The sequence below is a fragment of the Marinobacter arenosus genome (assembly GCF_019264345.1).
Taxonomy (GTDB): domain Bacteria; phylum Pseudomonadota; class Gammaproteobacteria; order Pseudomonadales; family Oleiphilaceae; genus Marinobacter; species Marinobacter arenosus.
On the sequence record NZ_JAHVAO010000002.1, the window covers coordinates 123,101 to 149,670 of the forward strand.

Annotated in this window: 27 protein-coding genes; 16 read left to right on the forward strand and 11 right to left on the reverse strand. The window is 60.3% G+C overall.

Annotated elements, in window-relative coordinates; translation table 11 throughout:
* Positions 1 to 25 precede the first annotated feature (25 nt).
* Genes hemA through KXD86_RS14975 form a run of 4 tightly spaced genes read left to right on the forward strand, consistent with a single transcriptional unit; the run spans position 26 to position 4,019 of the window.
* Positions 26 to 1,315 carry a glutamyl-tRNA reductase gene (hemA, locus tag KXD86_RS14960; RefSeq protein ID WP_218636957.1) on the forward strand — a complete coding sequence of 430 codons (1,290 nt, stop codon included), beginning with the start codon at positions 26 to 28 and terminating at the stop codon, positions 1,313 to 1,315.
* Positions 1,312 to 2,400, forward strand: a complete 1,089-nt coding sequence (gene prfA / locus KXD86_RS14965) for a peptide chain release factor 1 (protein WP_218636958.1) — start codon at positions 1,312 to 1,314, stop codon at positions 2,398 to 2,400. The genes hemA and prfA overlap by 4 nt, the downstream gene beginning before the upstream one ends.
* Entirely contained in the window at positions 2,390 to 3,280 is an 891-nt protein-coding gene (prmC, locus tag KXD86_RS14970) for a peptide chain release factor N(5)-glutamine methyltransferase (protein ID WP_218636959.1), read from the forward strand. Before prfA ends, prmC begins: the two co-directional genes overlap by 11 nt.
* The gene (locus KXD86_RS14975; RefSeq protein WP_218636960.1) at positions 3,270 to 4,019 is read left to right on the forward strand and encodes a HesA/MoeB/ThiF family protein; all 750 of its coding nucleotides are present in this window, start codon (positions 3,270 to 3,272) and stop codon (positions 4,017 to 4,019) included. Before prmC ends, KXD86_RS14975 begins: the two co-directional genes overlap by 11 nt.
* A 128-nt stretch (positions 4,020 to 4,147) precedes the next feature.
* On the opposite strand, the gene phrB is transcribed toward KXD86_RS14975, so the two are convergent.
* On the reverse strand, positions 4,148 to 5,548 hold the full coding sequence (gene phrB / locus KXD86_RS14980; protein WP_218636961.1) for a deoxyribodipyrimidine photo-lyase: 1,401 nt from the start codon (positions 5,546 to 5,548) through the stop codon (positions 4,148 to 4,150).
* A gap of 155 nt (positions 5,549 to 5,703) precedes the next feature.
* Between phrB and KXD86_RS14985 the strand changes: the two genes are divergently transcribed.
* The 10 genes from KXD86_RS14985 to KXD86_RS15030 all read left to right on the forward strand — a co-directional run bounded on the left by KXD86_RS14985 (position 5,704) and on the right by KXD86_RS15030 (position 17,095).
* Positions 5,704 to 6,513 (forward strand): DUF432 domain-containing protein, encoded by an 810-nt coding sequence (locus tag KXD86_RS14985; protein WP_218636962.1) that lies wholly within the window; start codon positions 5,704 to 5,706, stop codon positions 6,511 to 6,513.
* A gap of 23 nt (positions 6,514 to 6,536) precedes the next feature.
* A complete protein-coding gene (locus tag KXD86_RS14990; RefSeq protein ID WP_218636963.1) occupies positions 6,537 to 7,424 on the forward strand; it encodes a mechanosensitive ion channel family protein in 888 nt (295 codons plus the stop codon).
* A complete protein-coding gene (locus KXD86_RS14995; RefSeq protein ID WP_218636964.1) occupies positions 7,405 to 7,902 on the forward strand; it encodes an ATP-dependent zinc protease family protein in 498 nt (165 codons plus the stop codon). The genes KXD86_RS14990 and KXD86_RS14995 overlap by 20 nt, the downstream gene beginning before the upstream one ends.
* Complete coding sequence (rimK, locus tag KXD86_RS15000; protein ID WP_218636965.1) at positions 7,899 to 8,807, forward strand: 30S ribosomal protein S6--L-glutamate ligase; 909 nt, start codon at positions 7,899 to 7,901, stop codon at positions 8,805 to 8,807. The genes KXD86_RS14995 and rimK overlap by 4 nt, the downstream gene beginning before the upstream one ends.
* 1 nt (position 8,808) lies before the next feature.
* Positions 8,809 to 9,876 carry a succinylglutamate desuccinylase/aspartoacylase family protein gene (locus tag KXD86_RS15005; RefSeq protein ID WP_218636966.1) on the forward strand — a complete coding sequence of 356 codons (1,068 nt, stop codon included), beginning with the start codon at positions 8,809 to 8,811 and terminating at the stop codon, positions 9,874 to 9,876.
* Between the two features lie 14 nt (positions 9,877 to 9,890).
* On the forward strand, positions 9,891 to 10,313 hold the full coding sequence (locus KXD86_RS15010) for a secondary thiamine-phosphate synthase enzyme YjbQ (protein ID WP_218636967.1): 423 nt from the start codon (positions 9,891 to 9,893) through the stop codon (positions 10,311 to 10,313).
* A 257-nt stretch (positions 10,314 to 10,570) separates the two neighbouring features.
* On the forward strand, positions 10,571 to 11,548 hold the full coding sequence (locus KXD86_RS15015; protein ID WP_218636968.1) for a TAXI family TRAP transporter solute-binding subunit: 978 nt from the start codon (positions 10,571 to 10,573) through the stop codon (positions 11,546 to 11,548).
* 92 nt (positions 11,549 to 11,640) lie between these two features.
* The gene (locus tag KXD86_RS15020; protein WP_218636969.1) at positions 11,641 to 13,836 is read left to right on the forward strand and encodes a TRAP transporter permease; all 2,196 of its coding nucleotides are present in this window, start codon (positions 11,641 to 11,643) and stop codon (positions 13,834 to 13,836) included.
* A 95-nt stretch (positions 13,837 to 13,931) separates the two neighbouring features.
* Positions 13,932 to 15,746: a sensor histidine kinase gene (locus tag KXD86_RS15025; protein ID WP_218636970.1), complete on the forward strand. Its 1,815-nt coding sequence runs from the start codon at positions 13,932 to 13,934 to the stop codon at positions 15,744 to 15,746.
* Positions 15,743 to 17,095, forward strand: a complete 1,353-nt coding sequence (locus tag KXD86_RS15030) for a sigma-54-dependent transcriptional regulator (RefSeq protein WP_218636971.1) — start codon at positions 15,743 to 15,745, stop codon at positions 17,093 to 17,095. Before KXD86_RS15025 ends, KXD86_RS15030 begins: the two co-directional genes overlap by 4 nt.
* Before the next feature lie 46 nt (positions 17,096 to 17,141).
* Here the strand turns inward: KXD86_RS15030 and KXD86_RS15035 are convergent, their stop codons facing one another.
* From KXD86_RS15035 to KXD86_RS15045, 3 genes are all read right to left on the reverse strand, one after another.
* Positions 17,142 to 18,527: a PhoH family protein gene (locus KXD86_RS15035; RefSeq protein WP_376770982.1), complete on the reverse strand. Its 1,386-nt coding sequence runs from the start codon at positions 18,525 to 18,527 to the stop codon at positions 17,142 to 17,144.
* A 24-nt stretch (positions 18,528 to 18,551) separates the two neighbouring features.
* Positions 18,552 to 19,043 (reverse strand): CBS domain-containing protein, encoded by a 492-nt coding sequence (locus KXD86_RS15040; protein WP_218636972.1) that lies wholly within the window; start codon positions 19,041 to 19,043, stop codon positions 18,552 to 18,554.
* Between the two features lie 69 nt (positions 19,044 to 19,112).
* The gene (locus KXD86_RS15045; protein WP_218636973.1) at positions 19,113 to 19,850 is read right to left on the reverse strand and encodes an START domain-containing protein; all 738 of its coding nucleotides are present in this window, start codon (positions 19,848 to 19,850) and stop codon (positions 19,113 to 19,115) included.
* A gap of 137 nt (positions 19,851 to 19,987) precedes the next feature.
* Between KXD86_RS15045 and KXD86_RS15050 the strand changes: the two genes are divergently transcribed.
* Positions 19,988 to 20,995, forward strand: coding sequence for a DUF2804 domain-containing protein (locus tag KXD86_RS15050; protein ID WP_218636974.1), 1,008 nt, complete (start codon positions 19,988 to 19,990; stop codon positions 20,993 to 20,995).
* A gap of 30 nt (positions 20,996 to 21,025) precedes the next feature.
* Here the strand turns inward: KXD86_RS15050 and minE are convergent, their stop codons facing one another.
* The 5 genes from minE to KXD86_RS15075 form a co-directional block, all read right to left on the reverse strand.
* Positions 21,026 to 21,277 carry a cell division topological specificity factor MinE gene (gene minE / locus KXD86_RS15055; protein WP_218636975.1) on the reverse strand — a complete coding sequence of 84 codons (252 nt, stop codon included), beginning with the start codon at positions 21,275 to 21,277 and terminating at the stop codon, positions 21,026 to 21,028.
* Positions 21,278 to 21,280: 3 nt separating this feature from the next.
* Positions 21,281 to 22,093 (reverse strand): septum site-determining protein MinD, encoded by an 813-nt coding sequence (gene minD / locus KXD86_RS15060; RefSeq protein WP_218636976.1) that lies wholly within the window; start codon positions 22,091 to 22,093, stop codon positions 21,281 to 21,283.
* A gap of 76 nt (positions 22,094 to 22,169) precedes the next feature.
* Positions 22,170 to 22,931 carry a septum site-determining protein MinC gene (minC, locus tag KXD86_RS15065; protein WP_218636977.1) on the reverse strand — a complete coding sequence of 254 codons (762 nt, stop codon included), beginning with the start codon at positions 22,929 to 22,931 and terminating at the stop codon, positions 22,170 to 22,172.
* Positions 22,928 to 23,308: a HopJ type III effector protein gene (locus KXD86_RS15070; RefSeq protein WP_218636978.1), complete on the reverse strand. Its 381-nt coding sequence runs from the start codon at positions 23,306 to 23,308 to the stop codon at positions 22,928 to 22,930. The genes minC and KXD86_RS15070 overlap by 4 nt, the downstream gene beginning before the upstream one ends.
* Complete coding sequence (locus KXD86_RS15075) at positions 23,308 to 23,586, reverse strand: DUF1244 domain-containing protein (protein ID WP_218636979.1); 279 nt, start codon at positions 23,584 to 23,586, stop codon at positions 23,308 to 23,310. Before KXD86_RS15075 ends, KXD86_RS15070 begins: the two co-directional genes overlap by 1 nt.
* A 117-nt stretch (positions 23,587 to 23,703) precedes the next feature.
* Here KXD86_RS15075 and dinB point away from each other — a divergent pair, with 117 nt between their 5' ends.
* Positions 23,704 to 24,768, forward strand: coding sequence for a DNA polymerase IV (dinB, locus tag KXD86_RS15080; protein ID WP_218636980.1), 1,065 nt, complete (start codon positions 23,704 to 23,706; stop codon positions 24,766 to 24,768).
* Between the two features lie 2 nt (positions 24,769 to 24,770).
* Here dinB and KXD86_RS15085 read toward each other — a convergent pair whose 3' ends face one another.
* Both KXD86_RS15085 and KXD86_RS15090 read right to left on the reverse strand, forming a co-directional pair.
* Positions 24,771 to 25,343: a phosphatase PAP2 family protein gene (locus KXD86_RS15085; protein ID WP_218636981.1), complete on the reverse strand. Its 573-nt coding sequence runs from the start codon at positions 25,341 to 25,343 to the stop codon at positions 24,771 to 24,773.
* Positions 25,309 to 26,529 (reverse strand): glycosyltransferase family 4 protein, encoded by a 1,221-nt coding sequence (locus tag KXD86_RS15090; RefSeq protein WP_218636982.1) that lies wholly within the window; start codon positions 26,527 to 26,529, stop codon positions 25,309 to 25,311. Before KXD86_RS15090 ends, KXD86_RS15085 begins: the two co-directional genes overlap by 35 nt.
* Between the last annotated feature and the right edge of the window lie 41 nt (positions 26,530 to 26,570).

Sequence of the window (26,570 nt, forward strand, 5' to 3'; positions counted from 1 at the left end):
CTGCATAAGGTTGTTCACCCACGAGATGGCACTGGTAACGCTCGGAATCAATCATCGCACCGCGCCGGTCGAATTGCGTGAACGTGTGGCGTTCACGCCCGAGCGCATGGCCGAGGCGTTTGCCGAGTTGCGGGTCGCATCGGGCGCGTCCGAGGCAGCCATTCTCTCCACCTGCAACCGAACCGAACTCTACCTCGCCGGCGACGACGACTGTGCCCCGTCGGTGTTGCGCTGGCTCGCCGGATTTCATGATCTGGATGCCGCTGAGCTGGAGCAGTCGCTGTATGTGCACCGCGATGCTGACGCAGTCCGGCACGTGATGCGGGTAGCGGCGGGGCTGGATTCGATGGTTCTGGGGGAGCCCCAGATCCTTGGCCAACTGAAAGACGCCTACGCCCTGGCCCGGGAGAACGACGCCAGTGGCTCGTTTCTGTCCCGGTTGTTCGAGCAGACTTTTTCGGTGGCCAAACGCGTGCGCACCCAGACCGCCATCGGCGAAAACCCGGTGTCGGTGGCCTACGCTGCCGTCAGCATGGCACACCACATCTTTGCGGACATGGGGCGCAACAAGGCGCTGCTGATCGGTGCCGGCAAAACCATTGAGCTGGTGGCGCGACACCTTGCCGACGCCGGGGTGAAAGACTTTCTGGTTGCCAATCGCACGCTGGAGCGGGCCCAGGGGCTGGCGCAGTCCTACGGTGGCAAGGGCATCCTGCTGTCGGAAATTCCCGATCACCTGACCGACGTCGACATCATCATCTCCTCGACCGCCAGCCCCCTGCCGATTCTGGGCAAGGGGGCGGTCGAGCGCGCGCTGAAGAAGCGCAAACACAGGCCCTATTTCATGGTGGATATTGCCGTGCCCCGGGACATCGAGCCGGAAGTGGCGTCGTTGGCGGATGTCTATCTCTACACGGTGGACGACCTGCGGCAGGTCATCGAAGAGAATATCCGGTCCCGCGAGGGAGCCGCCCGGGAGGCCGAAAACCTGGTGGCCGCTGGCGTTCAGGATTTCCTGAATCAGCTCCGTGCCCTGGACGCCGTGTCGACCCTCAAGCAGTTCCGTCAGCGCGCCGAAATCCTGCGCGACACCGAAACTGAAAAAGCTCTGCGCACGCTTCGCAACGGCGGCGATCCGGAAACGGTTCTGCGTAGCCTGGCTCGAGGCCTTACCAACAAACTTCTGCATGAACCGTCGGTTCAGGTCCGCAAGGCGACCACCGAAGGGCGGCCCGAGGTGACTGAATGGCTGCGTGAGTTGCATCAGCTGGATGTTCTGGAAGCAGACGAGCCGACCACCCCGGAAAAACTATGAAACCATCAATCCAATCCCGCCTCGAACAGCTTGTTGACCGTTTCGAGGAGGTGAGTGCAATGCTCAGTGATGCCACCGTTATCGCTAATCAGAACCAGTTCCGGGATCTTTCCCGCGAATTTGCAGAGATCGAACCGATCGTGCATTGCTTTGAAGCCTGGCGACAGTCGCTGGCGGATATTGACGAAGCGAAGGAACTGGCGAAGGACAGCGACGCGGACATGCGCGAGATGGCCGCCGATGAACTGGCCGCCGCCGAGCAGAAAAGCGAAGAGCTGGATGAGGAATTGCAGCGCCTGATGCTGCCCAAGGATCCCAACGACAGCAAAAGCATCTTTCTGGAAGTGCGCGCCGGCACCGGTGGCGACGAAGCCGCCATTTTTGCCGGCGACCTGTTCCGGATGTACAGCCGGTACGCCGAACGTCGCCGCTGGCAGGTAGAGGTACTCAGCGAAAGCGAGGGCGAGCACGGCGGCTACAAGGAAATCATTGCCCGGGTGGCCGGCGAGGGTGTCTACGGCGCCTTGAAGTTTGAATCCGGCGCCCACCGGGTTCAGCGGGTGCCGGAGACTGAATCCCAGGGTCGGATTCATACCTCGGCCTGCACGGTGGCGGTCATGCCGGAAGCGGACGAAGCCGAGGCGGTGGAAATCAATAAGGGAGATCTTCGGATCGACACGTTCCGGGCATCGGGTGCCGGTGGCCAGCACGTTAACAAGACCGATTCGGCGATCCGGATAACCCATTTGCCCACGGGTATTGTCGTGGAATGCCAGGAAGAGCGTTCCCAGCACAAAAACCGCGCCAAGGCCATGAGCTTTCTGGCGTCCCGGCTGCAGAATGCCGAGATTGAGCGCCAGCAGAAATCCGTGGCAGAAACCCGCAAGAGCCTGGTGGGCAGTGGCGACCGCTCCGAGCGTATCCGTACCTATAATTTTCCGCAGGGCCGGGTCACCGACCACCGCATCAATCTTACCCTGTATAAGCTGGATGAGGTCGTGTCCGGGGATCTGGATGCGGTGATTGTTCCGCTGCAGCAGGAGCATCAGGCTGAGCTCCTGGCCTCCCTTGCCGATGACCAGTAAACCCTCACTGACCTGTGAGAGCCTGTTGCAGCAGGCGGCGTGCCGAATCGCCAGTGACACGTCTAGGCTGGACGCGGAACTGTTGTTGAGCCATGTCACCGGGCTGAGCCGGACCAGCTTCCGGGCCTGGCCGGAGCGGGAGATTACCGCGGAGCAGGCGGGCCGATTCGAAAAATTGGTGTCCGAACGGGCGAGTGGCACCCCCATCGCCTACCTGCTCGGCAACCAGGAATTCTGGTCCCTTCCTTTATACGTCAGCCCGTCGACTCTGATTCCCCGGCCCGACACCGAGTGCCTGGTGGAGGCCGCTCTATCCTTGCCGTTGCCGGCCAAGGCCCGGGTGCTGGATCTGGGAACCGGAACCGGTGCCATTGCCCTGGCGTTGGCCAGCGAACACCGGGAATGGCAGGTAAGCGCTTGCGACTGTGTGCCGGAGGCGGTGGCGCTGGCGCAGCGGAATGCCCGGGAACTGGGCCTTCTGGTCGGTGTGACGCAGAGTTCCTGGTTTCGGGGCTTGAGCGGCGGGCCGTTCGATCTGGTCGTCTCTAACCCGCCTTATATTGCCGCCGAAGACCACCATCTGGCACAGGGCGATGTGCGCTTTGAGCCGGCTTCGGCGCTCGTGTCCGGTGCCGATGGTCTGGACGATCTGCGGGTGATCATCAATGAGTCCCCGGACTGGCTTGAGGCAGGAGGCTGGTTACTGGTGGAACACGGTTTCGACCAGGCTGCAGCGGTTCGCGCGCTGTTCGGTGCCCGCGGATTCGTGGCGGTTGAAAGCCGGAAGGACTACGGTAATCAAGAGCGTATGACACTGGGACAGTGGCCACAGGGCGCTGCCTTGCCGGATCAGGAAACAGGAGACCAAGATGCTCAGTGACGACGAGCTGCTTCGCTACAGCCGACAAATACTGATGCCCCGATTCGACGTGGCCGGCCAGGAAAAACTGAAATCCGGCCGGGTGCTGGTTCTTGGTGCCGGTGGCCTGGGCTGCCCGGTAGCGCTTTACCTGGGCGCTGCGGGTGTCGGACAGATGACGCTCGTGGATGATGATGACATTGAGCTGGCCAACCTCCAGCGCCAGATTGGTTTCGAACAGTCGGAGCTGGGCGACTCCAAGGCGGAGGCGCTGGCGGCCCGCGTACGACGCATCAACCCCCTGGTTTCCATCACCGCGCTGAACCAGCGCCTGGACGGCGATGCCCTGGATCGGGCCGTGGAAGAGGCCAGCCTGGTGGTGGACTGCAGTGACAATTTCGCCACCCGTTTTGCCCTTAACCGCGCCTGTGTTGCCGCCGGCGTGCCGCTGGTGTCCGGTGCGGCGATTCGAGGTGAGGGGCAGTTGTCGGTTTACGATTCCCGGAATGAAGCCAGCCCCTGTTACCACTGCCTCTACCCTGAGCAGGGCAACGAGGACCTGACCTGCTCGGAGGCCGGTGTGATCGCGCCCCTTGTGGGCATGATCGGGGCAGCCCAGGCGATGGAAGCGATCAAGGTGATCTCCGGAGTCGGCCGGCCACTGATCGGCCGGCTTCTGATTCTGGATGCCTGGGACATGCAGTGGCGCGAGATGAAGCTGGCCCGGGATCCGGAATGTCCTGTTTGCGCCTCTAAATGATCAGTGCCTGCGGGCAGGGTGAGGCCGGCAGGCTTGTCCAGAACACGCTGTGAATACATCCCTGTACGCTCGGCTCCGCCATCCATGGCTCCGCACGGTTTTGGACAAGCCTGCCAGCCTCCCCCCTTTCAGTCCTTGAGTGCCTGAAACTTCGCAATAGCCTCCTTCCGGCTTTCCTTCAGGTCGACGATCGGTTTCGGATAGCCGCCGGGAATCACGCCGCCTTTGCCTGGATCGTGAATGCGTTTGGCGTCGAGTTTGGCCAGCTCAGGCACCCACCGGCGAATGAAATCGCCCTTCGGGTCAAATCGCTCACTCTGGGTCACCGGGTTGAAAACCCGAAAATACGGCGCGGCGTCTGTGCCGGTCGAGGCGCTCCACTGCCAGCCTCCGTTGTTGGATGCCAGGAAGCCATCCACCAGTTTCGACATGAAATAGGCCTCGCCCAGGCGCCAGTCAATGAACAGGTTCTTGGTCAGGAACATGGCGGTGACCATGCGCAGGCGGTTGTGCATCCAGCCGGTTTCATTGAGCTGGCGCATGGCCGCGTCTACCACGGGAATACCAGTATTCCCGGTCTTCCACGCGTCAAATGCCTCGCCCGGTTCGTTCCACGCCAGGGCTTCGGTCTCCGGTTTGAATGCCCGATGCATGCTGACACGAGGGTAGTGGTACAGGATATGGACGTAGAAATCCCGCCAGGCGATTTCGTTGATCCAGGTCGTCAGCCCTTCCTGGTTGCCACCCATGCCCTGGGCCTGGCGGGCGGTCAGAAGGCACTGGCGACCGGAAAGAACGCCGTTGGCAAGGTAGGGTGACAGTTGGCTGGTGCCGTCGATCGCCGGAAAGTCCCGGTCGTTCTTGTAGGCGCCGGCCCGCTCGGACAGGAACGTTTCAAGTTGGTTGTGCGCCGCGTCTTCACCGGTTTTAACCAGGGCCGGCGGCGCGTCCCGGAACGGCTCGGGAATGTCGTCCAGGCGTTCGGGCCGGACGGGGTCGCCCTGGGCCGGCGGTATCGGAAAGGCCACCGGCTGGGTGTCGTCGACCCAACTGCGCCAGCGCCGGGAGAACGGCGTGAACACGGAATAGGGCTCCTGCTGCTGGGTCAGGATGTCACCCACCGGTGCCACGGTCTGGTCCCGGTACTTGCAGACGCCGATGTGCTGTTCGTCCAGCCGGCTTTTCAGTGCCTTGTCCCGACGCCGCTCGTTGACGCCATACTCCTCGTTAAAATGTACCCGACCGATGGCGTTGTCGCGACAGAATTGTTCAAGCCTGTCGATGCTGTCGTCAAAGCGGCTGGCGCGGATGAACGTCAGTGGAATACCCAACTTGGCCAGTTCCTCCGACAGCGCGTTGGCGTGAGCGATCACAAACTGCACCCGCGCCGGGGACCAGTCGTGTTCCAGCCATTGCTCGGGCGTCACCACGAAGCAAGCCCGCAACTCGGAAGCCTCCTTGCAGGCGGCGGTAAGGGCAGGGTTGTCAGCAATCCGGAGGTCGTTCCGGAACCAGACCAGATGTCTCATGGGAAGTCCTGTGTCACGTTGCGCGTCCGGGCATACGGGCAATTACATCCCGGTGTTTCAATAAAATCACAGACTTGGATATTCGCTGAGGTGGCATGATTGGATTATAGTTAGTCCAAATTGCCCGCAGAACAGCAAGGAGACACAAGGCGAAGATGGAATCCGAAACCGAAGGCCGGCGCGACGGCGTTTGGGCTCAGCCCTATCACCTGGCTTCCGGGCAGACCCAGTACCACCAGTTGGGTCAGGTACGTCTCTGGGTGACGCTGCTGGACCAGGAATGGCAGGTTCGCTCCCAGACCATGGAGCCGGATACCGATCCTGTGACCTGGACCGAAACCATTGGCCACACGTTGCCATCATCGGAGGTGACACTCCAACGGTTTATCCGCTCCGGAGACTCCGGAACGGTCACGTTTATCCCCGCGGTTGCCGCGCTGCCCACGGTGATCCGTCCGTACCAGTCCCTGACCATTCCTGCCGACGGTCGCTGCGTCATTTACGTCGGTACGGTGCTGTGGATGAAGATCTGCGTTGGCGAGGCGCAGACTTTGCTGACTGAGGTTCCGCTGGGGATTCCGTCGCTGACGTGGGTGGGCGGCAACACCATGGAGGGGGAATTGTGTTATTCCTCTTCCAGCTATGCCCGTCTGGTCCTTGAAGCGGTACCGAAGCGGCCCTGGCGTGCGGTGACGCCGGTGACCATCGTCAACCGGCGCGAGGAGCCGTTATTGCTGGAACGGTTCAGCCTGCCGACACCGCTGCTGTCCCTGCACCTGAACGAGCGGGGCCAGGTTTGGACGCCCGGCGTGACGGTGGAATGCGAAACGGATATGAACTCGGCAAGCCTGCGTGTGGAGCAATCGTTGCTGGCGGCGGCCGGCACATGTCGGCGAGTGGGGCCGGCCCGCGAAAATATCGCCCGGGGCAGACTTGTCCGGGCTTTTGATCGAATGTTCGGGTAAGCCCGGTCTAGGGAGTCGAAGTTTTGCTGGAGCAAATACAAACTGGCGTTGCGTCGGTGTTCAACAATATCGCCTGGGGTACGTGGGTCAGTTCGATTTTTCTGATGGTTCTGGGGCTGGTGCTGGCCTCACTGGCGGCCCGAAGCATCTCCCGGTTCATGGCCCAGAGAAGTACCCGCCACCATACCGTCATGGTCCGCCGGTTGGTGTTCTATCTGATCCTCCTGCTGTTTGCGATTGCAGCACTTCGGGAGGCCGGATTCTCGCTGGATGTGGTCCTTGGCGCGGCAGGGATTCTGACGGTTGCCATCGGCTTTGCTTCCCAGACCTCCGCGTCCAACATGATCAGCGGCCTGTTTTTGCTGGTGGAGAAGCCCTTTGAAATTGGCGATGTGATCGAAGTCGACGCAACCATCGGCGAAGTGGTCGGTATCGACATGTTGAGCGTGAAGTTGCGGACACCGGACAATCTGTACGTGCGTATTCCCAACGAGACCCTGATCAAGACGCGAGTGGTGAACCGGTCCCGGTTTCCCATTCGTAGGCTCGACCTGACGGTGGGGATTGCCTACGCTGAAGATGTGGAACGAGTCGAAGCTCTGCTGTTGAGGCTCGCGGAACAGGAGCCTGTCTGCCTCGAGGAGCCCAAGCCCTTTGTGCTGGTGACCGCGTTCGGGCCGTCGTCCGTGGATATGCAGTTTTCCTTCTGGGTACCCAAGGACAAAGTGCTGGATGGGCGCAGCAGTATCATGGTAGCGATCAAGAAAGCGCTGGATCGGGAAAACATCGAGATACCTTTCCCGCACACCAGTGTCTATGCGGGCAGCCATTCCGAGCCCTTCCGTGTGCAGCTGCTGGGGCCGGAGACACTTGTTAACAAGGAACCACTGGATGTCGACGAAGACCGTTGAAGTGATCAAATCCATCCCCCCTAAACCCAACGAAAACAAGCTAGGCCTCGGCTGGCGGGAGTGGGTCGCGCTCCCGGATCTGGATATCAGCCGTATCAAGGCCAAGGTGGATACCGGCGCACGCACCTCGTGTCTGCATACCTTCCGAACGGAACCCTACACCGAGAAGGGCGAGCGCCGGGTCCGGTTCTGGGTCCACCCGGTCCAGAATGACATGCACAATGTTGTGGAGTGCGACGCCAGGGTGCTGGATGAGCGCAACGTGTCGGACTCGGGCGGGCACAAAGAAATCCGCCTGGTGATCGAGACCACCCTCGTGGTGGGCGATCAGAGCTGGCCCATTGAAATGACACTGACCAACAGGGACTCCATGCGGTTCCGGATGTTGTTGGGGCGTACCGCGATGTCCGGGCGCACCCTGGTTTACCCCGAAGCTTCTTACCTCGCCGGTGAACCGGCCCTAAGGACTGAAAAATGAGAATTGCGGTCTTATCGCGGAACAAGAACCTTTATTCCACCCGTCGCCTGGTCGAAGAGGGCATCAATCGGGGGCACGAGGTGCGGGTGATCGACTGTCTTCACTGTTCCATGAACATCACCTCGGCCAAACCCCAGATTCATTATCACGAAGAGGTTCTGGAAGAGTACGACGTGGTAATTCCTCGAATCGGCGCCTCCGTTACATTCTACGGAACGGCCGTCTTGCGTCAGTTCGAGATGATGGGCGTGTTTCCGCTGAACGAATCGGTGGCGATCACTCGCTCCCGGGATAAGCTGCGCTCGCTGCAGTTGCTGGCGCGCAAGGGAGTGGGCATGCCGGTGACCGGGTTTGCCAACAAGCCGGACAACGTCCCCGAACTTCTGAAAATGGTGGGTGGCGCGCCGGTGGTGATCAAGCTGCTGCAGGGCACCCAGGGCATCGGTGTGGTGCTGGCGGAAACCCGCAAGGCTGCCGAGAGCGTGATTGAGGCCTTCATGGGCCTGAAGGCCGACATTCTTGTGCAGGAGTTCATCAAGGAAGCCGGGGGTGCCGACATCCGTTGTTTCGTGATTGGCGATAAGGTCATTGCCGCCATGAAACGTCAGGGCGCGGAAGGGGAGTTCCGGTCGAACCTGCATCGCGGCGGCAGCGCGTCGTTGGTGCGGATCACGCCGCAGGAGCGGCGTACCGCCATTGCCGCCGCCAAGGCGATGGGGCTGAATGTGGCCGGCGTGGACCTGTTGCGCTCTACCCGCGGGCCGCTGGTGATGGAGGTGAATTCGTCGCCGGGGCTGGAGGGCATCGAGAACGCCACCGGCAAAAACATTGCCGGCATGATCATCAACTGGACCGAAAAGAACCAGAAGCCCTGGAAAACCCGCACCAAAGGCGGGGGCGGCTGATATGGCTGCAAGGGCGCCGTTTGTTATTGCCGATCAAGAAATCCGCGCTGGAACCCGTCAGACGGTCGAAGTACCCGTCGCCAAGTTGTATACCCACACACCACTGCACATTCCGGTGGAGGTGGTCCACGGTCGCCGCTCCGGCCCGGTGTTGATGGTGTGTGGGGCCATTCACGGGGACGAGATCAACGGCGTGGAGATTGTCCGTCGCGTGCTCAAGAATTCCGCCCTGCGCCACCTGCGTGGCACACTGGTGGCTGTGCCTATTGTCAACATCTTTGGCTTTGTGCAGCGTACCCGCTACCTGCCGGACCGGCGGGACCTGAACCGCTGTTTTCCCGGCACCGAGAGTGGCTCGTTGGGCGGCCGTATTGCGTACCTGCTGCGCACCCAGATCATGGAGAACGTCTCCCATATCATCGACCTGCACACGGGGGCGATTCACCGTTTCAACCTGCCGCAGATACGGGCCGAGCTGAAGAACCCCGAAACCATCCGGATGGCCGAGGCCTTTGGCGCGCCCATCATCATCAACGCCAGCCTGAGAGAGGGAAGCCTGCGTGCCTACGCGGATTCCCAGGACATACCGGTCATCACCTTCGAAGGTGGCGAGGCTCTGCGCTTTGACGAAGTCGTGATTTCAAGTGGCGTGAAGGGGGTGGTCCGGGTCATGCGGGAATTGGAAATGATACCGGCCAAGCGGGGGCCCAGAGCGCCGAGGAAACGGTCCGAGACCGCCGCCAATTCCCTGTGGGTTCGCACGGACATCGATGGCATCATGCGTCCAGTCGCGAGGCTGGGCCAAAAGGTCCGGAAAGGTCAGAAACTGGCCATGGTGGCCGATCCGTTCGGGGAATCCGAAAGCGCCGTTCTGTCGCCGTGTTCGGGTATCGTCATCTGCGTGAACAATCTGCCCCTGGTAAACGAGGGCGAGGCCATTTACCACGTTGCCCGTTTCGATGAACTGAACGAGGCTGAAAAGGCGATGAAGTATTTCCGAAGCAGCTACGAGTCGGATGTGGGCGATGAAGTCGTGCCGGTTCATCCATGGGATGAAAACCAGAAATAATGGGGGAGCAGGTCATGATCTGGGATCAAACGTTTGTCGACCTTTCGCCGCTGCCTCGCGGTTTCCACCTGGTGACCCGCGACGTTCTGGCGCAGGCACCGGACCTGACCAACTGCGAGGTGGGTCTGCTGCACCTGTTCATCCAGCACACGTCGGCGTCCCTGGCGATCAACGAAAACGCCGATCCCGATGTACGCGGCGATCTCGAGCGGCACTTCAATGTGATGGTGCCCGAGAACGCGCCGCATTATAAACACGTCACGGAGGGGCCGGATGACATGCCGGCCCACATCAAGAGCATCCTGGTCGGGCCGTCTCTCACACTCCCGGTCAGTCGGGGCCGGCTGGCGCTCGGCACCTGGCAGGGCATCTATCTCTGTGAGCATCGCGATCGCGCCGGTGGTCGCCGGTTAGTGGCCACGTTGCAGGGTCGGTAATCGGCACCTGTCCCATCGTCCCTCCCCATACCTTTCCATTCAGTGACTAAACTGAGGGTGTATTTCCACCCATTCCCAGAAAAGGATGGGTGAAAATACACCCATTTTTGAGCAGGAATGACCTCTGGATTTAGGTAATTGACTGTTTTAAAAGAACGTTTCGAAAGTGGTCTGCTCCTTGCTCCTACAGAACCACCGGAGTCGACCATGACTCCGTCAAGCACCCAACAAACAAAATGAAACGGGGAGCACTCTCTATGAAAACCCAAGCTGTAATGGCGGCGGCGTTCGCCTCTACTCTCGTTGTTGCAAACCCTGCAGTTGCCCAGGACCGGTCCGGATGGCCCGACAGCTTCACTGTGGGCACCGCAAGTCAGGGGGGAACCTACTTCGCCTATGGCTCTGGTTGGGCCAACTTTGTCGCAGAAAACCTGGGCATTTCCGGCGGTGCCGAAATCACCGGCGGGCCGATGCAGAATATGGCACTGGTGCACACCGGTGACCTGAAATTCGGCCTGACCACCATGGGGCCGGCTCGCGAATCCATGGAAGGCAATAGCCCGCTGGCTCCAGGCATGAATATGGACAACGTCTGCGCCATGTTCCCGATGTACGAGACACCGTTCTCCGTGACCGCACTGTCCAGCTCCGGCATTACCTCCATTGACGATATTCCTGATGGCGCCACCATCGGCTTTGGTCCGGCAGGGTCTACGTCCGATACCTACTTCCCGCGCATGATGGAAACGCTCGGCGTGAATTTTGAGCGTCGCAATGGCAGCTGGTCCGATCTCGGCGGGCAACTGCAGGATGGCCTGATTGATGTGGTGGCGTTTGCTGCCGGCATTCCTATCCCCGCGGTCAGCCAGCTGGAAGTTCAGACCGACGTGAACATCATCGGCATGAACGATGCCGAAGCCAAGAAGGTGATTGATAACTTCCCGGTTTCTGAGTTCGTGATCCCGGCCAGCACCTACCAGTCCCTGAACGAGCCGTCTCGCGTCGTGTCCATGTGGAACTTCGCCATGGTCAACTGCGACATGCCGGAAAGCTTTGTGTACGAAATCACCAAGCTGACCATGGAGAACAACGACAAGATGGTCTCCATTCACAAGGCTGCGCGTAACTCCGTTCCCGAGAACTACAGCAAGAACAACGTCCTGCCCTGGCATCCGGGCGCAGCTCGCTGGTTCAACGAGAACGGTTACCCGATCGAAGACAGCATGATCAAGTAGTAACCATCGCGTTGAGGAGGGTCGCCCCTGCGGCCCTCCTCGGTGCCGTCGGCCAACGGCCGATTCCGGTTTGTCTGTAAGCAGGGTTTATCATGACCACAGAACAATATCCCAAAGACGGTTCTACCCAATCGTCAGAGAATGCCTTACCCGATGACGATCACATGCTCGCCCACGACGTGGATGAAGAGCCGGTTGAAGCCAATCGCCGAATGTTTGAGGGTGGCCTCCTGAAATTCGTCACGCTGCTGGCCATCGCCTATTCAGCGTTCCACCTTTACACCCTGAACATCGCGCCGCTGGAAACCTGGTCTTTCCGCATTGTCCACATAGCCGGCGCCCTGGTACTCGGTTTTATTCTGTATGCCGGTGCCCGCTTTGTGTCTGCTGAGGAAGGCCCGGCCCGTCATCGCTGGACCACCTGGATGGGTGCAGTTGCCCTGGTGCCGGCGTTCTATGCGCTGTACCAGACCTATTCGTTCTATCAGATGGTGCAGGGCGGCACCCTGCGGATTCCTGTCGAACTCGAAACCTGGCACTTTGGCTGGCCACTGCTGGCTGCCACCGCAACCGGCATCATCATGAGCTGGTTCCACCAGCGCGAGCGGGCCCGATTCAGCGTGCCTGACCTGGTGCTGATTGTGTGTTCCGTGGCGGTCGCCGCGTATTTTCTCGTGGCCTATAACACCAGCATGCGGATGTCCACGGGGACATCGTTCGCACCGATCGGCATTTCCTTTGCGGCCATTGCCGGTACCGCACTCATCATGGAGCTGACGCGCCGCGTGGCCGGTATGGCGCTGGTGGTGATCGGACTGGTGTTCCTGGCCTACGTGTTCGCCGGTCCCTACTTGCCGGGCTTTCTCGGCTATCCGGGGCTGTCGGTCCAGCGCTTCTTCAGCCAGGTCTATACGGACGCGGGCATCCTCGGGCCGACCACGGCCGTGTCTTCCACCTACATTATCCTGTTCATCATCTTTGCCGCCTTTCTGCAGGCCTCGAAGGTAGGCGATTACTTTGTGAACTTCGCATTTGCGGCGGCGGGCCGGTCCCGGGGCGGGCCTGCCAAGGTGGCGATCTTTGCGTCCGGCCTGATGGGCATGATCAATGGCACCAGTGCCGGCAACGTGGTCTCCACCGGTTCCCTGACCATCCCGCTGATGAAGAAGGTTGGCTACAGCAAGAAATCCGCAGGCGCCGTGGAAGCTGCAGCCTCGACCGGTGGCCAGATCATGCCACCGATCATGGGTGCCGGCGCGTTCATCATGGCCGAGATCACTGGCATTCCCTACACCGAAATTGCCATTGCCGCGATCATCCCGGCCATCCTGTACTTCGCGTCGGTCTACTTCATGGTGGATTTCGAGGCCAAGAAGCTTGGCATGCGTGGCATGCGCGAAGACGAGCTGCCGAACCTGAAGCGGTTGGCGAAACAGGCGTACCTGTTTGTGCCGATCGTCATCCTGATCGTGGCCCTGTTCCAGGGTTACTCCGTGATTCGGGCAGGTACCCTGGCCACCGTGTCTGCGGCGGTCGTGAGCTGGATTTCGCCGCACAAGATGGGCATTGCTTCGATTCTGAGGGCCCTGGAAATTGCGTCCTACATGGCCATTCAGATCATCGTGGTCTGTGCCGCCGCCGGGGTGATCGTCGGGGTGATTTCCCTGACGGGCGTTGGCGCGCGCTTCTCGGTTTTGCTTCTGGATGTCGCTGCCGCCAGTAACCTGCTGGCGCTGGTCTTCGCCATGTTCATTTCCATCCTGCTGGGCATGGGCATGCCGACCACGGCCGCTTATGCGGTGGCTGCATCCGTCGTTGCGCCGGGTCTGGTCCAGTTGGGTATCGAGCCACTGACGGCGCATTTCTTCGTGTTCTACTTCGCCGTTGTGTCCGCCATTACCCCACCGGTAGCCCTGGCCTCTTATGCGGCCGCGGGTATTTCCGGCGCCAACGCCATGGAAACGTCGGTCGCCTCCTTCCGCATCGGTATTGCGGCCTTCATCGTGCCCTTCATGTTCTTCTACAATGGTGCGCTGTTGATGGAAGCCGAGTGGCTGGAGATCGCGCGGGCGCTGGTTACCGCCACCTTCGGGGTCTACATCCTGTCGGGCGGCGTGCTGGGCTGGTTCGCCCGGGTTTCGGCACCGTGGCCCACCCGTATCCTGTTGATCGTCGCCGCGTTGCTGATGATCGAGGGCGGTGTCTGGACCGATCTTGGTGGCATCGGGCTGGCTGTGGTTGCCTTTCTCACCCAGCGCCAGAGGGCGCTGGGAATGGCGACCGCCTGACCCTGGGTCCGGGCAGGCAGGACAAGCGTACGCGTTGCGGTTGTCCTGCCTGGTTCCGGGCGCTACTCTAGCGGCTTTTGCAGGAACCGGTTCCCATGCCCTACCGGATTGGCGCTTTCGCATTGCTGGTCATCACCCTGGTTGTCGCCTGGACGCTGGGCGGCTGGGTTGGATATCGCCAGGTTGAACAGGAAAGCCTCGAGGAATCCTTCCGCTATCGTCAGCTTGTGGCCAACGAGCTGAACCGTTACCTGCCTATCCCCGAACTGATGGCCGAGCATCCTCTGCTCAGCGAGGCCCTGGAAAACCCTGACGACAGCGAGATCATTCTTCAGGCCAACGAAGAAATGCAGCGGATGGCGACCATTGTTGGCAGTTCCGACGTCTACCTGATGGATGTATCCGGCCTGACGATTGCGGCCAACAACTACCAGCAGGAAGACAGTTTCGTGGGTAGCAACTATGCCTTCCGCCCCTACTTTTCCGATGCCATCGCGTCTGGTGATTCTGCCATTTACTTTGCGCTGGGCATGATGTCGGGTGTGCGTGGGCTGTATTTCTCGCACCCGATCCGGAATGATCAGGGAACGATGCTGGGGGTGATTGCGGTCAAGGTGCTGGTCCATGAACTGGAATCCCAATGGCACCGGCCCGCTTCCCTGAGCGAAGCGGAAATGGTGGTGCTGGACCCGTCGGGGGTCAGCTTCCTGGCCAGCAAGTCGAGTTGGCTGTATCGGGATTTCGAGCCTCAAACCGATGAAGAGAGCAATGCGGAAACCCGGCAGCGCTATCCGGATCGCGATCTGGCGCCAATTCAGATTGAACGTCTCGGCCGGCCGTGGGGCCTTTCCGAGCAATCAGAAAAGATCCGTATCGGGGAAGTCGTGCGGGGCGGAGACTACCTCAGCGTTCGTACTTCCCTGCCGCGCCTGGACTGGACCCTTCAGGTCATGGTCAGCACCCGGCCGGTGGTCTGGACCAGGCTGGCGTTCGTGGTGGGTGGTCTTGCCATTCTGTTTGGCGGGTTTCTCACCTGGCTGTATCTCCGGGAACGCTACCGCCGGGAAGCGGAGCTGGCGTTCAGGGGGGAGCAGCTGGAACGGCGTGTGGCGGAGCGAACCGCCGATCTGGAGCGCTCCAACGAACAGCTGCTTGAGGAAATTCGGGAGCGGGAACGGACCCAGACCGAGTTGAGGGAAACCCAGCAAGAACTGATTCAGGCGGCCAAGCTGGCGGTCCTGGGCCAGATGTCGGCGGGCCTTAACCATGAGATGAATCAGCCGCTCACTGCGATCCAGACGTACGCCCGGAACAGTCGGAAGTTCCTTGATAAGGGCGCCGCGGAGATGGTGGATGCTAACTTGCAGGAAATCGTCACCCTGTGCGACAAGATGGCGGAGCTGACCCGGCAATTTAAAGTGTTTGCCCGGAAATCGGAGGGACCACCGTCGGTGGTGGATCTGCGCTTGCCGGTGGATGCGGCGCTGAAGATCATTACCGCCCAGAAAAACAGCACGGGTATTGATATAGACTGGCAACGTCCGGAGCAGGCGGTCATGTGCCACGGTGACCTGATCCGTATCGAACAGGTCATGGTGAACCTGATGGCCAACGCGGTGCAGGCCGTAGAGGGGCGGGAAGCCCCCCGTGTCAGCATTCAAATCAGGGGTCATGGCGACAGCTGGCAGTGCATTGTCCGGGACAACGGCTCTGGCTTGCCCGGTAACACCGAGCAGATATTCGAGCCTTTCTTCACCACGAAATCGGTGAAACAGGGGTTGGGCCTGGGACTCTCCATCTCCCGGCAGATTGTCGATGCTCTTGGCGGGCGACTGACGGGCCACAACCGGACGGACGGGCCGGGGGCGGAATTCGTATTAACGCTGAAAAAGCGGGAGGCCATGGAATGACAGATCCTTCGGTAATCTTTGTCGACGACGATCCGCATATTCGCCAGGCCATCAGTCAGACGTTCGCCCTGGAGGAGTTGCCCGTTGTCTGTTTCGAAGATGCGGCGTCGGCGCTGGAACAGATTTCGCCGGAGTACGAGGGCGTGGTGTTGTGCGATTACAACATGCCGGGGATGGATGGCCTGGAAATGATGGACCGGGTCCGGGAGGTGGACGAGGCCATTCCGGTTATCATTCTGACGGGGCAGGGCGACATCAGTACCGCGGTGTCCGCCATGCAGCAGGGCGCCTACGATTTTATCGAAAAGCCCTTTGATCATGAGGAGCTGATCGAGCTGCTGCGCCATGCCCTGGAGAAACGCCACCTGGCGCTCGAGAACCGTCGGCTCAAGGCCCAGTTGCGCCATCTCGCCCGGCCCGGCCCCCGGATTCTGGGGGATTCGCCAACCATGCAAAAGGTGATGGCGACGGTCGATCCGGTGCTCGACATCTCGGCCAATATCCTGCTCCACGGGGAGACCGGCGTGGGCAAGGACGCGCTGGCCCGCTACATCCATGAGAACAGTCGCCGCAGTACACACAACTTTGTGGCCATCAATTGCGGCGCGGTGCCGGAAAACCTGATCGAAAGCGAACTGTTTGGTCACGAAGCCGGGGCCTTCACCGGGGCTGACAAGCGTCGGATCGGCAAGATCGAACACGCCCACCGGGGGACTCTGTTCCTGGACGAGCTCGAGAGTATGCCGATGCCCTTGCAGGTCAAGTTGCTGCGGGTGCTGGAAGAACAGAAAGTCGAACGGCTTGGCAGCAACCAGGTTCAGGATGTGGACGTGCGCATCATCGCCGCCACCAAGGCCGACCTGAAGGCGCTCAGCGATCAGGGGGAGTTTCGCTCCGATCTCTATTACCGGTTGAACGTCGTCAAGGTGGATATCCCGCCGTTGCGCGAGCGGAAGGAGGATATCCCTTTGCTGTTCCATCACTTTGTTCTGATTGCCGCCGCGCGTTATGACCGGGAGAGCGTTCCCCTGGATGCGAGTCAGGCGGCGCGGCTGATGCAGCACTCCTGGCCCGGGAACGTGCGGGAATTGCGGAACCTGGCGGAACGCTACGTGCTCCTTGGGCCGGCCGCCCTGGACGGCAATACGGCTGATGGCACCGCCAATGTCGCGGGGCGGCAAACCCTCACGGAGATGATGGACGGCTTCGAGCGGTCTGCGATCATCAGTGCCCTGAATGCCTGCCATGGCAGCATCAAGGACACCATGGTTCAGCTGGGCATTGCCCGCAAGACTCTCTATGACAAAATGAAAAAACACGGCCTGGACAAGGCCGAGTTCAAAGACTGAAATCGATACAAAAAACGGGGCCTGGGCCCCGTTTTTTGTTGCTGCCTCAGAGATTGGCTTCGGCAAATTCCGCGAGTACGGAGCGGGGTACCCCCTGCAGGTGGATGTGCGCTCCGTGTCGGAAGCTCTTGAAACGCTCGGTCATGTAGGTCAGTCCCGAACTCAGGGCGCTCAGATACGGCGTATCAATCTGAGCCAGGTTGCCCAGACAGATCACTTTCGAGCCGTTGCCAGCCCGGGTGATGATGGTCTTGATCTGGTGGGGCGTCAGGTTCTGGGATTCGTCGATGATGATCAGGCTGTGCTGGAAGCTGCGGCCACGGATGTAGTTCATGGATTTGAAGTGCAGCGGGACCTTGCTGAGGATGTAGTCCACGCTGGCGGTCATGTTCTCGTCGTCCTCGTGCAGGGCCTCGAGGTTGTCGACAATGGCGCCGAGCCAGGGTTCCATTTTCTCCGCTTCGGTGCCAGGCAGGAAGCCGATATCCTCGTCGAGTCCCTGGGTTGAGCGAGTGGCGATGATGCGTTTGTAGAGCTTGGAGGCAACGGTCATCTCAATGCAGGCGGCGAGGGCGAGAATGGTTTTGCCGGAGCCCGCGGAGCCGGTCAGGTTCACCAGGTGAACGTCCGGATCCAGTAACAGGTTCAGGGCCAGGGCCTGATACACATCCCTGGGTACCAGTCCCCACACCTCTTCGTTCATCAGGTCATGCTGATGCAGGTCCCGGATCACGATCTGGGTGTCCGACAGGTCGGACACCTTGCCGACAAAGCCCTGCTGGTCAATCACGAACTCGTTGATGTTCAGGCGCGCCAGCTCCCCCTCGCGCCTGAGAATGTGCTCGGTGATGCCTTCTCGCTGGATGGTCTCGACTTTCTCGATGGTATCCCAGAAGGAATTGGGGAATTCCCGGTAGCCCTTGGGCAATAAATCGATGTCGTCGAGCAACTGGTCATTGTGGTAGTCCTGCGCTTCGACGCCAAAGCCTCGGGCCTTGAGGCGCATGTTGATGTCTTTGCTCACCAGGATAATGTCCCGGTCCTCGTGCTTGTTCTGCAGCGCCGCCAGGGTGTTGATGATCTTGTTATCGTTCAGGTGTTCCGGCAGGGAATGGGATTCCACATGCTCGGTGCTCATCAGGATGAGCAGTTTTCCCAGGGGCTCCGCTTTCTTGCCGCGCACGATCGGAACGCCTTTCTCAATCTCTTTCGGGCTGGCATCGCCCAGCAGTTTGTCGATGTTCCGGATGGCCTGCCGACAATCCGCAGCCACCGCCTGTTTGCCGGATTTCAGACTGTCGAGTTCTTCGAGGACGGTCATCGGAATGATGACATCGTGTTCTTCAAAGTTGAGGAGGGCGTTGGGATCGTGAATCAGGACGTTGGTGTCGAGGACGTACATCTTTTTGCGAGCTTGCGGTGCTCTGGGCATAGGTGGCGCTACCTCTCTGGTGGCTCAGTCGTTACGGGTACAGCGTTGCGTGAGTTCCGTGTCCGAGATCAACTTCAGCATATCGTAAGTCGTTATGATGCCGGTAATTTTTGAATCGCTGGTGACAAAAATCCGGTGCAGGTGCTCGCGCATCATGATATCCGCAATGTCGCGCACGGGCGTCTGCTCGTCAACCGATAAAACGCTGGGGGTCATTATGTCCCGTACTTCCACCGGGACTTTGCCCATCTCCTCGAAAATGACCATCTTCAGGCGACGGGCTTCTTTCTCTTCCTCGGGGGTGAGGTGGGCATCGTTATCGGAACGGTGGGCGTTCCACCGGAATTCGGTGATGTCCTTCAGGGTGGCGATACCGACAATGTCACCGTTTTCGTCGGTAACCGGGCTGCCGGTGATTTCGTTGTCGGTGAGGAAGCGGGCCAACCGGTCCATGGTCCAGGATTGGGGGACTGCCTTGATGCTCGGAGTCATGATCTCGTAAGCGAGAACGGTCATCGAATAGCGCCTGCCTCTGAAATGTCCTTTTGCTCAAGCTTAGCCTGTCAGTGGGTGTGCGTCATCCCCTCAATTTCCGGACGGACGCACATCCACAAGCTGGCCGGTTTCATCATAGACCAGTTCAAAGTTCTGGTAACGATCTTTTCCGGCAACCCGCTCGAGGGCCTGCAATGAGCGGACGGGGATGTCCACCAGCAGGGAATTGACCAGCCAGCCCGGCAGTGAGCCGTTGGGATCGGTGTGCTGCAGCCAGATCATGCGGGTCTTGCTCCCTTCCGGGATAAACCGGTACAGGGTGTCTGAGCGGTCCACGCGGACCCGTGTATCGAATTCGGCGCGTTGGTTCGGCGTCGCGTTCAGGTCCATGATGATTTCGCCGGACCCCTGATCGCCACGGGTCCGTATACGCAGCACATAATCCCGGTCGGTCACCGGCCAGGGCATGTCGTTGACCGAATAGGCGTACCGGTCATGGAAGTCGCCCGTGCCGAAGGCGTAGGACTCCGTGCAGTTATGGACCCACTCAACGCAGGACTGTGGGTTCATCATCACGGCCATCAGGTTCTCGATAGGCGCGTCGATAACGGCTTCCGCCTTGAAGGCCTTGAAGCTGGAATCGTCCCGGTCAATCGTGTAGACGCGAATACTGTCGGCTTCCTTGCGCAGGCTCCAGCCATCCGCATCCTCGGCAGGCAGTTCTGCCCGGGCGTGGGCAGCTGCGAGTGCGGTCACCAGCAGGGCGCAAAGTCCGCTACTGATGGCTGAGGCCAGGCCCGTAAATCGGTGGGCTCCGGTCTTTCTCATAGGGTAAACTTCCTTGAATATGGTGGCCCGAGTCTAGCATGAGGCTGTAACGGATAAGGCCACGGAAACAAGGGATTGTGAACCAGGTAACTCCCTGGGCCGCTGCTCCCGTCAAATGGCCCGAAGTGACGATGACTATGAGCACACGAAAGCTGATTGATGAAAACGGGAAAATCACGGCCGGCGTCCTCGACGGTCCGGTGGATGAGATCAATTACCTCGATTATGACCTTCGGACGGTCATGGACCGGCCGCGCTCCCGCCTTGCCCGCCGGTGGCGGTTCAACCAGTTCCAGTTTGTCAGCGCCATGGGGCCCGGCTGGGTCTTCGGAATGGCTCTGGTGGACCTGAAGCTGGTGGCGAACGGGTTCTTCTACCTGTACGACTTCGAAACCGGCACCCTGTATGAAAAGTCCTTTCTCCAGCCCTTCGGCCGTGGCGCACGGATTGAACCGAATCCCGAGCATGGCATGGCCACGTTCATCAAGGGCGAGGTTGCGCTCCGGATCGTTGCCGCACCGGGTGGCCGCAACATCACGGTCATTGCCCCGGGAGGCATCCGGGTCGACCTTGAGATCCAGGAGGACCATGATCCGCTCAGGCTGGTGTGTCCGGCCGGCTACAATGGCTGGGTGTTTACCCGGAAATCCGCGGGCTTGCCGGTGGAAGGGGAGGTGCGCTGGGATCACCGCATCTGGCGATGCGATGCCGACACCCGCGCCTCCATCGACTGGAGTTGCGGTTTCATGCGGCGGGAAACCGCCTGGAATTGGGCGTGCCTCGCGGGCAAACTGGCGGACGGTCGCTCCCTCGGCCTCAACCTCGCGGCCGGTGTCAATGAAACCGGGATGACCGAAAACGCCCTGTGGCTGGAGGGTCGGTGCATCAAGCTGGGCGCTGCCCGCTTTGAGTTTGACCGGTATCGCCCGGGCAGTGACTGGGGTGTGAGTACGGACGATGGTCGGGTGGATCTCAGGTTCGTGCCGGCAGGGGTGCGCAAGGAAAAGCTGAATGCGCTGGTGCTGGCGTCCAACTTCCGTCAGTTCATTGGCACCTTCACAGGTCATGTGGTTGATGAGGCGGGAACAAAAATCCCCGTAGAGGGCCTACGGGGATTGATGGAGGATCATTTCGCACGCTGGTAGTCCCGCTCTACAGGACTCCGGCGCCAACGATCATCGTTCAGGCAGGGTCACGTTCAGTTCGAGAACGGAACAGCTTTCGTTGCGGTCGACTTCCACCTGCACCATGTCGTCGCTGATCTGGACGTATTTTCGGATTACCGCCAACAGTTCCTGCTGCAGTTTGGGAAGGTAGTCCGGCTGGTCTCTCTGGCCGCGTTCATGGGCAACGATGATCTGCAGTCGCTCTTTGGCCACGTTCGCGGAGTTATTCTTCTTACCCTTGAAGTAATCGAGGAAACTCATCCGTTAGCCCCCCTTGAACATCCGTGAGAAAAACCCTTTCTTCTGGGCCGTCATGAACCGGTGCTCCCGGTCCTCGCCGAGCAGTCGGGCCACGGCGTCGTCGTAGGCCTGGCCGGCATCGCTTTCTTCCTCGAGAATTACGGGGAGGCCCTGGTTAGAGGCGTTCAGCACCACCTGGCTTTCTGGAATCAGGCCCAACAGAGGGATTGCGAGGATTTCCTCAACATCGCCCACCGACAGCATTTCGCCTTTCTCAACCCGGGCCGGGTTGTAGCGGGTAAGCAGCAGGTGTTCCTTGACGGGGTCCTGTCCCATCTCTGCACGGCGGGATTTGCTCTGCAGAATGCCGAGAATGCGATCGGAATCCCGAACCGAGGACACCTCCGGGTTGGTGACTACCACCGCTTCGTCGGCATAGTACAGCGCCATCAGGGCACCGTGTTCGATGCCGGCGGGGGAATCGCAGACGATGTAATCGAAGGTTTCGGACAGCTCGTTGATGACCTTTTCGACGCCATCCTTGGTCAGCGCTTCCTTCTCGCGGGTCTGGGAGGCTGGCAGGATGTAAAGGGTATCGACGCGCTTGTCGCGGATCAGCGCCTGGTTCAGGCTGGCTTCACCCTGAATGACGTTGACGAAGTCGTACACGACCCGTCGTTCGCAGTTCATGATCAGGTCAAGATTGCGCAGTCCCACGTCAAAATCGATGACCACGGTTTTGTGGCCGCGTTTAGCAAGGCCGGTGCTGATTGAGGCGCTGGTGGTGGTCTTACCAACGCCGCCCTTTCCTGAAGTAACGACAATGATTCTAGCCAAGGTTAGATTCCTGTTTCGCGGTGGATTCGTCGTGTCTGCCGAATTATCCGGTCAAGTTGTTGTTGTCCTCTTGATATCAGGCCTTGTCCAGTGGCGTTACCACCAGCAGGTCGTCCCTGAGCTGGATCTGCACAGCGCTTTTCCAGCCATTGTCCTGAAGATCTTCGGAGATTTTATAGTGTCCGGCGATGGACACAAGCTCCGCCTCAAGAGATTGGCAGAAAACCCGGGCCGATTCGGCCCCGTGAATGCCCGCCAGGGCCCGACCCCGCAAGGGGCCGTAAACGTGAATATTGCCAGCAGCGAGCACTTCGGCGCCGGCCTGAACCGGTGCCAGTATGATCAGGTCCCCATCCGGCGCGTAAACCTGCTGTCCGGACCGGACCGGCTGGTTGATCACTCGGGCAGGACTGGGGTCGGAGGAGGTGCTGGCAGCCGTGGGTTCCACCGCCTCTCGTGCCTCGCCTCCGGTGGCCGGTTCCGGCTCGTGCGCGCGATCCCGGTGACTGCTGCCAGGCAGCAACGCCAATGCCGCGCCCCTCGCGAGTCGCCTCTGATCATCATTGCCTCCACGGACGCCCACCACGTGGATGTTGTGGCGGCGGCAGGTGCCAATGATCTTGAAGAAATCCAGCTCGCTGTCGAGACCCTCGTACCTCTCCAGGCTGACAATAATGGGAATATCCTTGAAGAAGCCCGGCGCCTGACTGATCTTGTCCCGCAGGGTTGCTTCAAAGTCGTCGTTGTCGAAGTAGTGCAACTCCAGTGCGGTCATCGACACGCTGGCGCTTTTCAGTTGAAAAACCTGGTTAACCCCGGAGGTGGCGGTATCGGTCATGAACGGGTCTCTTCCATGGTGTTTGGCGTCGGGCGCGGTCGCAGGGGCTCGTCCTCAAAGCGGATGCCGGACCAGCCGGTACTGATGAACTGGCGAATGTTGCCATGGCTGTCACCGGCCGGGTCGCCCATAACCTGTTGGTAGTGCTGTGCGAACAGTTGCAGGGTTTCGGTCTCTGGCAGATTGCAGTAGCGGCCCAGGGCAAAGACCCGGCAGGATCCGACGTTTTCACCCGCCGGGTTGTGCAGCGGACCGTTGTGGAAGCCAGTCGGCTGGTATTCAAAATGGCGGTCGATCAGTGCCAGGGTATCGTCGAAATCCGCATGGCCTGCCGCAAGGGAGGCAAGATGGATGCGCACCGCGTCATTGACGTTCATTATTTGTGATCCTGCTTGGGACCGATCTGGTAGCGGGATTTCCACTCTTCATAGGGCATGCCGTAGATTTCTTCCCGGGCATCCGGATCCGAAATGTCGAAACCGCGCTCTTCGGCTTCGGCGCGGTACCACTTGGACAGGCAGTTTCGGCAGAAGCCGGCGAGGTTCATCAGATCAATGTTCTGTACGTCGGTGTTGGTCTGCAGGTGCTGCACCAGCCGCCGAAAGGCAGCGGCCTCGATTTCAGTGCGATCGGACTCTGGAATTGGGTTGCTCATGGGGCCTCGCGTCGATTCTGACTCGTTGTAATGGGATTCCTGACATTCTCAGCATGATAGCTTAAGATACAAGGCTGTATAAATGTACAGAATGTTGACGCGAGCCGCCCTTTTACCATGCATCAGCGCAAAATTATCCATCTGGACTGCGATTGCTTCTACGCGGCGGTGGAAATGCGGGACGATCCGAGCCTGCGAGACGTGCCGCTGGCGGTGGGCGGCGCCGGCGGTCGGGGCGTGGTGACGACCTGCAACTATCGGGCGCGGGCCTTCGGCGTGCGGTCTGCGATGCCGGGTAGTGAAGCCCGCAGGCTGTGCCCGGGGCTTGTGACCGTTCCGCCTGACATGGCCCGCTACCGCGCGGCATCGCAACAGGTGATGGCCATCCTGCGGGAAATGACCGATCTGGTGGAACCGCTATCCCTGGACGAAGCCTTCCTGGATGTCTCCGACATTACCGATCACAAAGGCAGCGCGACGCTGATGGCCCGTTACCTGAGGGAGCGCATCCATCGGGAGGTCGGGATCACCGTCTCGGCCGGCGTTGCCCCCAACAAATTCCTGGCCAAGATTGCCAGTGACTGGGAAAAACCCGATGGCCTGTTTGTCATCCGGCCGGAAGACGTTGATCTCTTTGTCCGCCGGCTGCCGGTGGAAAAACTGTTCGGTGTCGGCCAGGTGACGGCAGGCAAACTGCATGCGCTCGGTGTTGAAACCTGCGGTGACCTTCAGGCGGTTGGCCCCGAGGTGCTGGTCGATCGGTTCGGCAAGCAGGGGTATCGGCTGCACGAAATGGCGCACGGTCGGGATGAGCGCCCGGTGGTGGTTTCCCGCATCGCCAAATCGATCAGCGTCGAGCGAACCTTTTCCCAGGACCTTCCGGACCGGTCCGCCTGTGAGACCGTCATGGCTGCCCTGGTAGCGGACCTGAACCTTCGTTTGACCCGCAAGGCGCGGCAGAAACCCATCCACAAGCTGTTCATCAAGATCCGTTACAGCGATTTCTCAACCCATACCCTGGAGCGGGTGCGGGAGCACATCAAAGAGCCCGGGTTCGAGGATTATCTGCCCCTCTTCAAGGAACTGGTCGGTGACAAGGACCGTCCTGTGCGCCTGCTGGGGCTCGGGGTCCGGTTTCGGAACGATGACGCACCGGTCACCCAATTGCGGTTGTTCGACTGACCTCACGCCGGCAGCAGTAGCAACATGTCGGGGAGCAGGTACCGGGCCGAGGCGTAGCCCATCAGGCCGCCAATCACCGCACCAGCCGCAACATCAGTCGGGTAGTGCAGGCCCAGAACCACCCGGGATGCGGCAACGCTGAGAGTGAATGGCAGGATCACCAGCGCCAGGCCGGGCAAAACCAGGGTTAGCATGGTCTGGAAACAGACGGCGTGCAGGGTGTGGCCGGACGGGAAACTGTACCGGTCCAGAGGCGGTGTGCCGCAACTGATGGATGGGAAGGAAATAAAAGGTCTCTCCCGCACCAGCCAGCGCTTCAGCAGCTTGTAGGTCAGGGTGCAGGAAAGCCCGGTGAGTGCCATCAGCACGGCCAGTGCCGGCCCCTGACCGGTCGCGATCAGGGGGGTGGCAAGTATCAGTGCATACCAGAACCAGCCATCGCCCAGTCGACTGACCAGTTGGAAATAGCCGAGCGCGCTCGGGAATCGCGCGATACCGTTGATGGCCTGGCAGAACGCGTATTCCCGTTGGTCCGCCTGATTAAAGAATCGAGATGCTTTGCTTGTTAATGCCATGGTATCCGACCCCAGCAGGTTGGTTGAAAACCAGTTGTTCGAACTGCTCGATCTGCGAGTTCCAGTCCAGTTCGAGGGCATCCAGGCGAGCCTGGGCGCGAATGCGATTAAGCAGAGTTGGTTGGTCGGCCAGGCGCAGGGCGCTGTCGACAAAGTCTTCATCCCGGGGCAGGGCGGCTTTCATGCCGTTCTCTTCATGGCGCAAATGCTCGCTGGCCGCGCCGTCGTCGAAGGCCACGACCGCAAGTCCACTGGCCATCGCTTCGAGAACCACGTTGCCGAAGGTGTCCGTCTTGCTCGGAAACAGAAACAGGTCACCGGAGGCATAGTGACGGGCGAGGTCTTCGCCACGCTGAGTGCCGCAGAAAACGTAATCCGGATGCCGTTCAGCCAGTTGTCGCCGCAGGGGGCCATCGCCCACCAGGATGAAGCGGGCCTGTGGGTGCAGGCCCCGAATCCGCTCGTAACAGGCGACGGCCATGCGCAGGTTTTTTTCCGGTGCCAGGCGGCCCACATAAATCACTGCCCGATCGTTGGCGTTAAGGCCCCATTCCGCCCGCAGGGCATGGTCCCGCTTGTGAGGACTGAAACGGCCGCAGTCGACGCCGCGGCTCCACAGGCCGGCAGGTTTGATCCCCATGGCAGCGATGGTCTGTTCCATCTTGCGGGTCGGTACCAGGGTGACGGCCGTGCGATTGTGGAACCAGCGGCCATAGGCGCACAGCAGCCGCTCGAGAATCCCCACGCCGTAATAGCGGCTGTAACGGTGGAAGTTCGTATGGAAACCGGAACATACGGGGACGCCCATTGCCCGCGCCGCCGTTACCGCAGCTACCCCCAGAGGCCCCTGCGTTGCCACGTAGACGGCATCCGGACGGTCCTGTTTCCAGAGCCTTCTGAGACGGCTGCTGCGAACCAGGCCAAAGCGGAGATCGGCATAACCCGGCAGTGGCAGGCCGGTAACCACATGCTCGTGACTGAACAGGCCGCGACCGGCGCCGGCCACCGATCCCTTGCTTTCATGACGTTGTCGGGGGCGTATCACGGTGACACGGTGTCCACGCTGCATCAGTCCCTGGCAGAGGTGTCTCAGGGTATTCGCCACCCCATTGATTTCCGGGGGAAAGGTCTCGGAAACAATGGTAATGTGTTGTTCACGTCGCTTGGCCTGGATGGTCTCGGTCACGATGTTTCCTGTGGTTCCTCTGACATGTCTCCAGTGTGGAA

Coding starts and splice junctions, on each gene's coding strand:
- phrB (WP_218636961.1), bottom strand. CDS start 5,548: ATGAGACATCTGGTCTGGTTCCGGAACGACCTCCGGATTGCTGACAAC.
- KXD86_RS15005 (WP_218636966.1), top strand. CDS start 8,809: ATGGCTGCAAGGGCGCCGTTTGTTATTGCCGATCAAGAAATCCGCGCT.
- KXD86_RS15035 (WP_376770982.1), bottom strand. CDS start 18,527: ATGCCCAGAGCACCGCAAGCTCGCAAAAAGATGTACGTCCTCGACACC.
- KXD86_RS15075 (WP_218636979.1), bottom strand. CDS start 23,586: ATGAGCAACCCAATTCCAGAGTCCGATCGCACTGAAATCGAGGCCGCT.
- KXD86_RS15040 (WP_218636972.1), bottom strand. CDS start 19,043: ATGACCGTTCTCGCTTACGAGATCATGACTCCGAGCATCAAGGCAGTC.
- prmC (WP_218636959.1), top strand. CDS start 2,390: ATGACCAGTAAACCCTCACTGACCTGTGAGAGCCTGTTGCAGCAGGCG.
- KXD86_RS15050 (WP_218636974.1), top strand. CDS start 19,988: ATGAGCACACGAAAGCTGATTGATGAAAACGGGAAAATCACGGCCGGC.
- dinB (WP_218636980.1), top strand. CDS start 23,704: ATGCATCAGCGCAAAATTATCCATCTGGACTGCGATTGCTTCTACGCG.
- minE (WP_218636975.1), bottom strand. CDS start 21,277: ATGAGTTTCCTCGATTACTTCAAGGGTAAGAAGAATAACTCCGCGAAC.
- KXD86_RS15045 (WP_218636973.1), bottom strand. CDS start 19,850: ATGAGAAAGACCGGAGCCCACCGATTTACGGGCCTGGCCTCAGCCATC.
- rimK (WP_218636965.1), top strand. CDS start 7,899: ATGAGAATTGCGGTCTTATCGCGGAACAAGAACCTTTATTCCACCCGT.
- prfA (WP_218636958.1), top strand. CDS start 1,312: ATGAAACCATCAATCCAATCCCGCCTCGAACAGCTTGTTGACCGTTTC.
- KXD86_RS15025 (WP_218636970.1), top strand. CDS start 13,932: ATGCCCTACCGGATTGGCGCTTTCGCATTGCTGGTCATCACCCTGGTT.
- minC (WP_218636977.1), bottom strand. CDS start 22,931: ATGACCGATACCGCCACCTCCGGGGTTAACCAGGTTTTTCAACTGAAA.
- KXD86_RS15020 (WP_218636969.1), top strand. CDS start 11,641: ATGACCACAGAACAATATCCCAAAGACGGTTCTACCCAATCGTCAGAG.
- KXD86_RS14975 (WP_218636960.1), top strand. CDS start 3,270: ATGCTCAGTGACGACGAGCTGCTTCGCTACAGCCGACAAATACTGATG.
- KXD86_RS15030 (WP_218636971.1), top strand. CDS start 15,743: ATGACAGATCCTTCGGTAATCTTTGTCGACGACGATCCGCATATTCGC.
- hemA (WP_218636957.1), top strand. CDS start 26: ATGGCACTGGTAACGCTCGGAATCAATCATCGCACCGCGCCGGTCGAA.
- KXD86_RS15070 (WP_218636978.1), bottom strand. CDS start 23,308: ATGAACGTCAATGACGCGGTGCGCATCCATCTTGCCTCCCTTGCGGCA.
- KXD86_RS14995 (WP_218636964.1), top strand. CDS start 7,405: ATGTCGACGAAGACCGTTGAAGTGATCAAATCCATCCCCCCTAAACCC.
- KXD86_RS15015 (WP_218636968.1), top strand. CDS start 10,571: ATGAAAACCCAAGCTGTAATGGCGGCGGCGTTCGCCTCTACTCTCGTT.
- KXD86_RS15085 (WP_218636981.1), bottom strand. CDS start 25,343: ATGGCATTAACAAGCAAAGCATCTCGATTCTTTAATCAGGCGGACCAA.
- KXD86_RS15010 (WP_218636967.1), top strand. CDS start 9,891: ATGATCTGGGATCAAACGTTTGTCGACCTTTCGCCGCTGCCTCGCGGT.
- KXD86_RS14985 (WP_218636962.1), top strand. CDS start 5,704: ATGGAATCCGAAACCGAAGGCCGGCGCGACGGCGTTTGGGCTCAGCCC.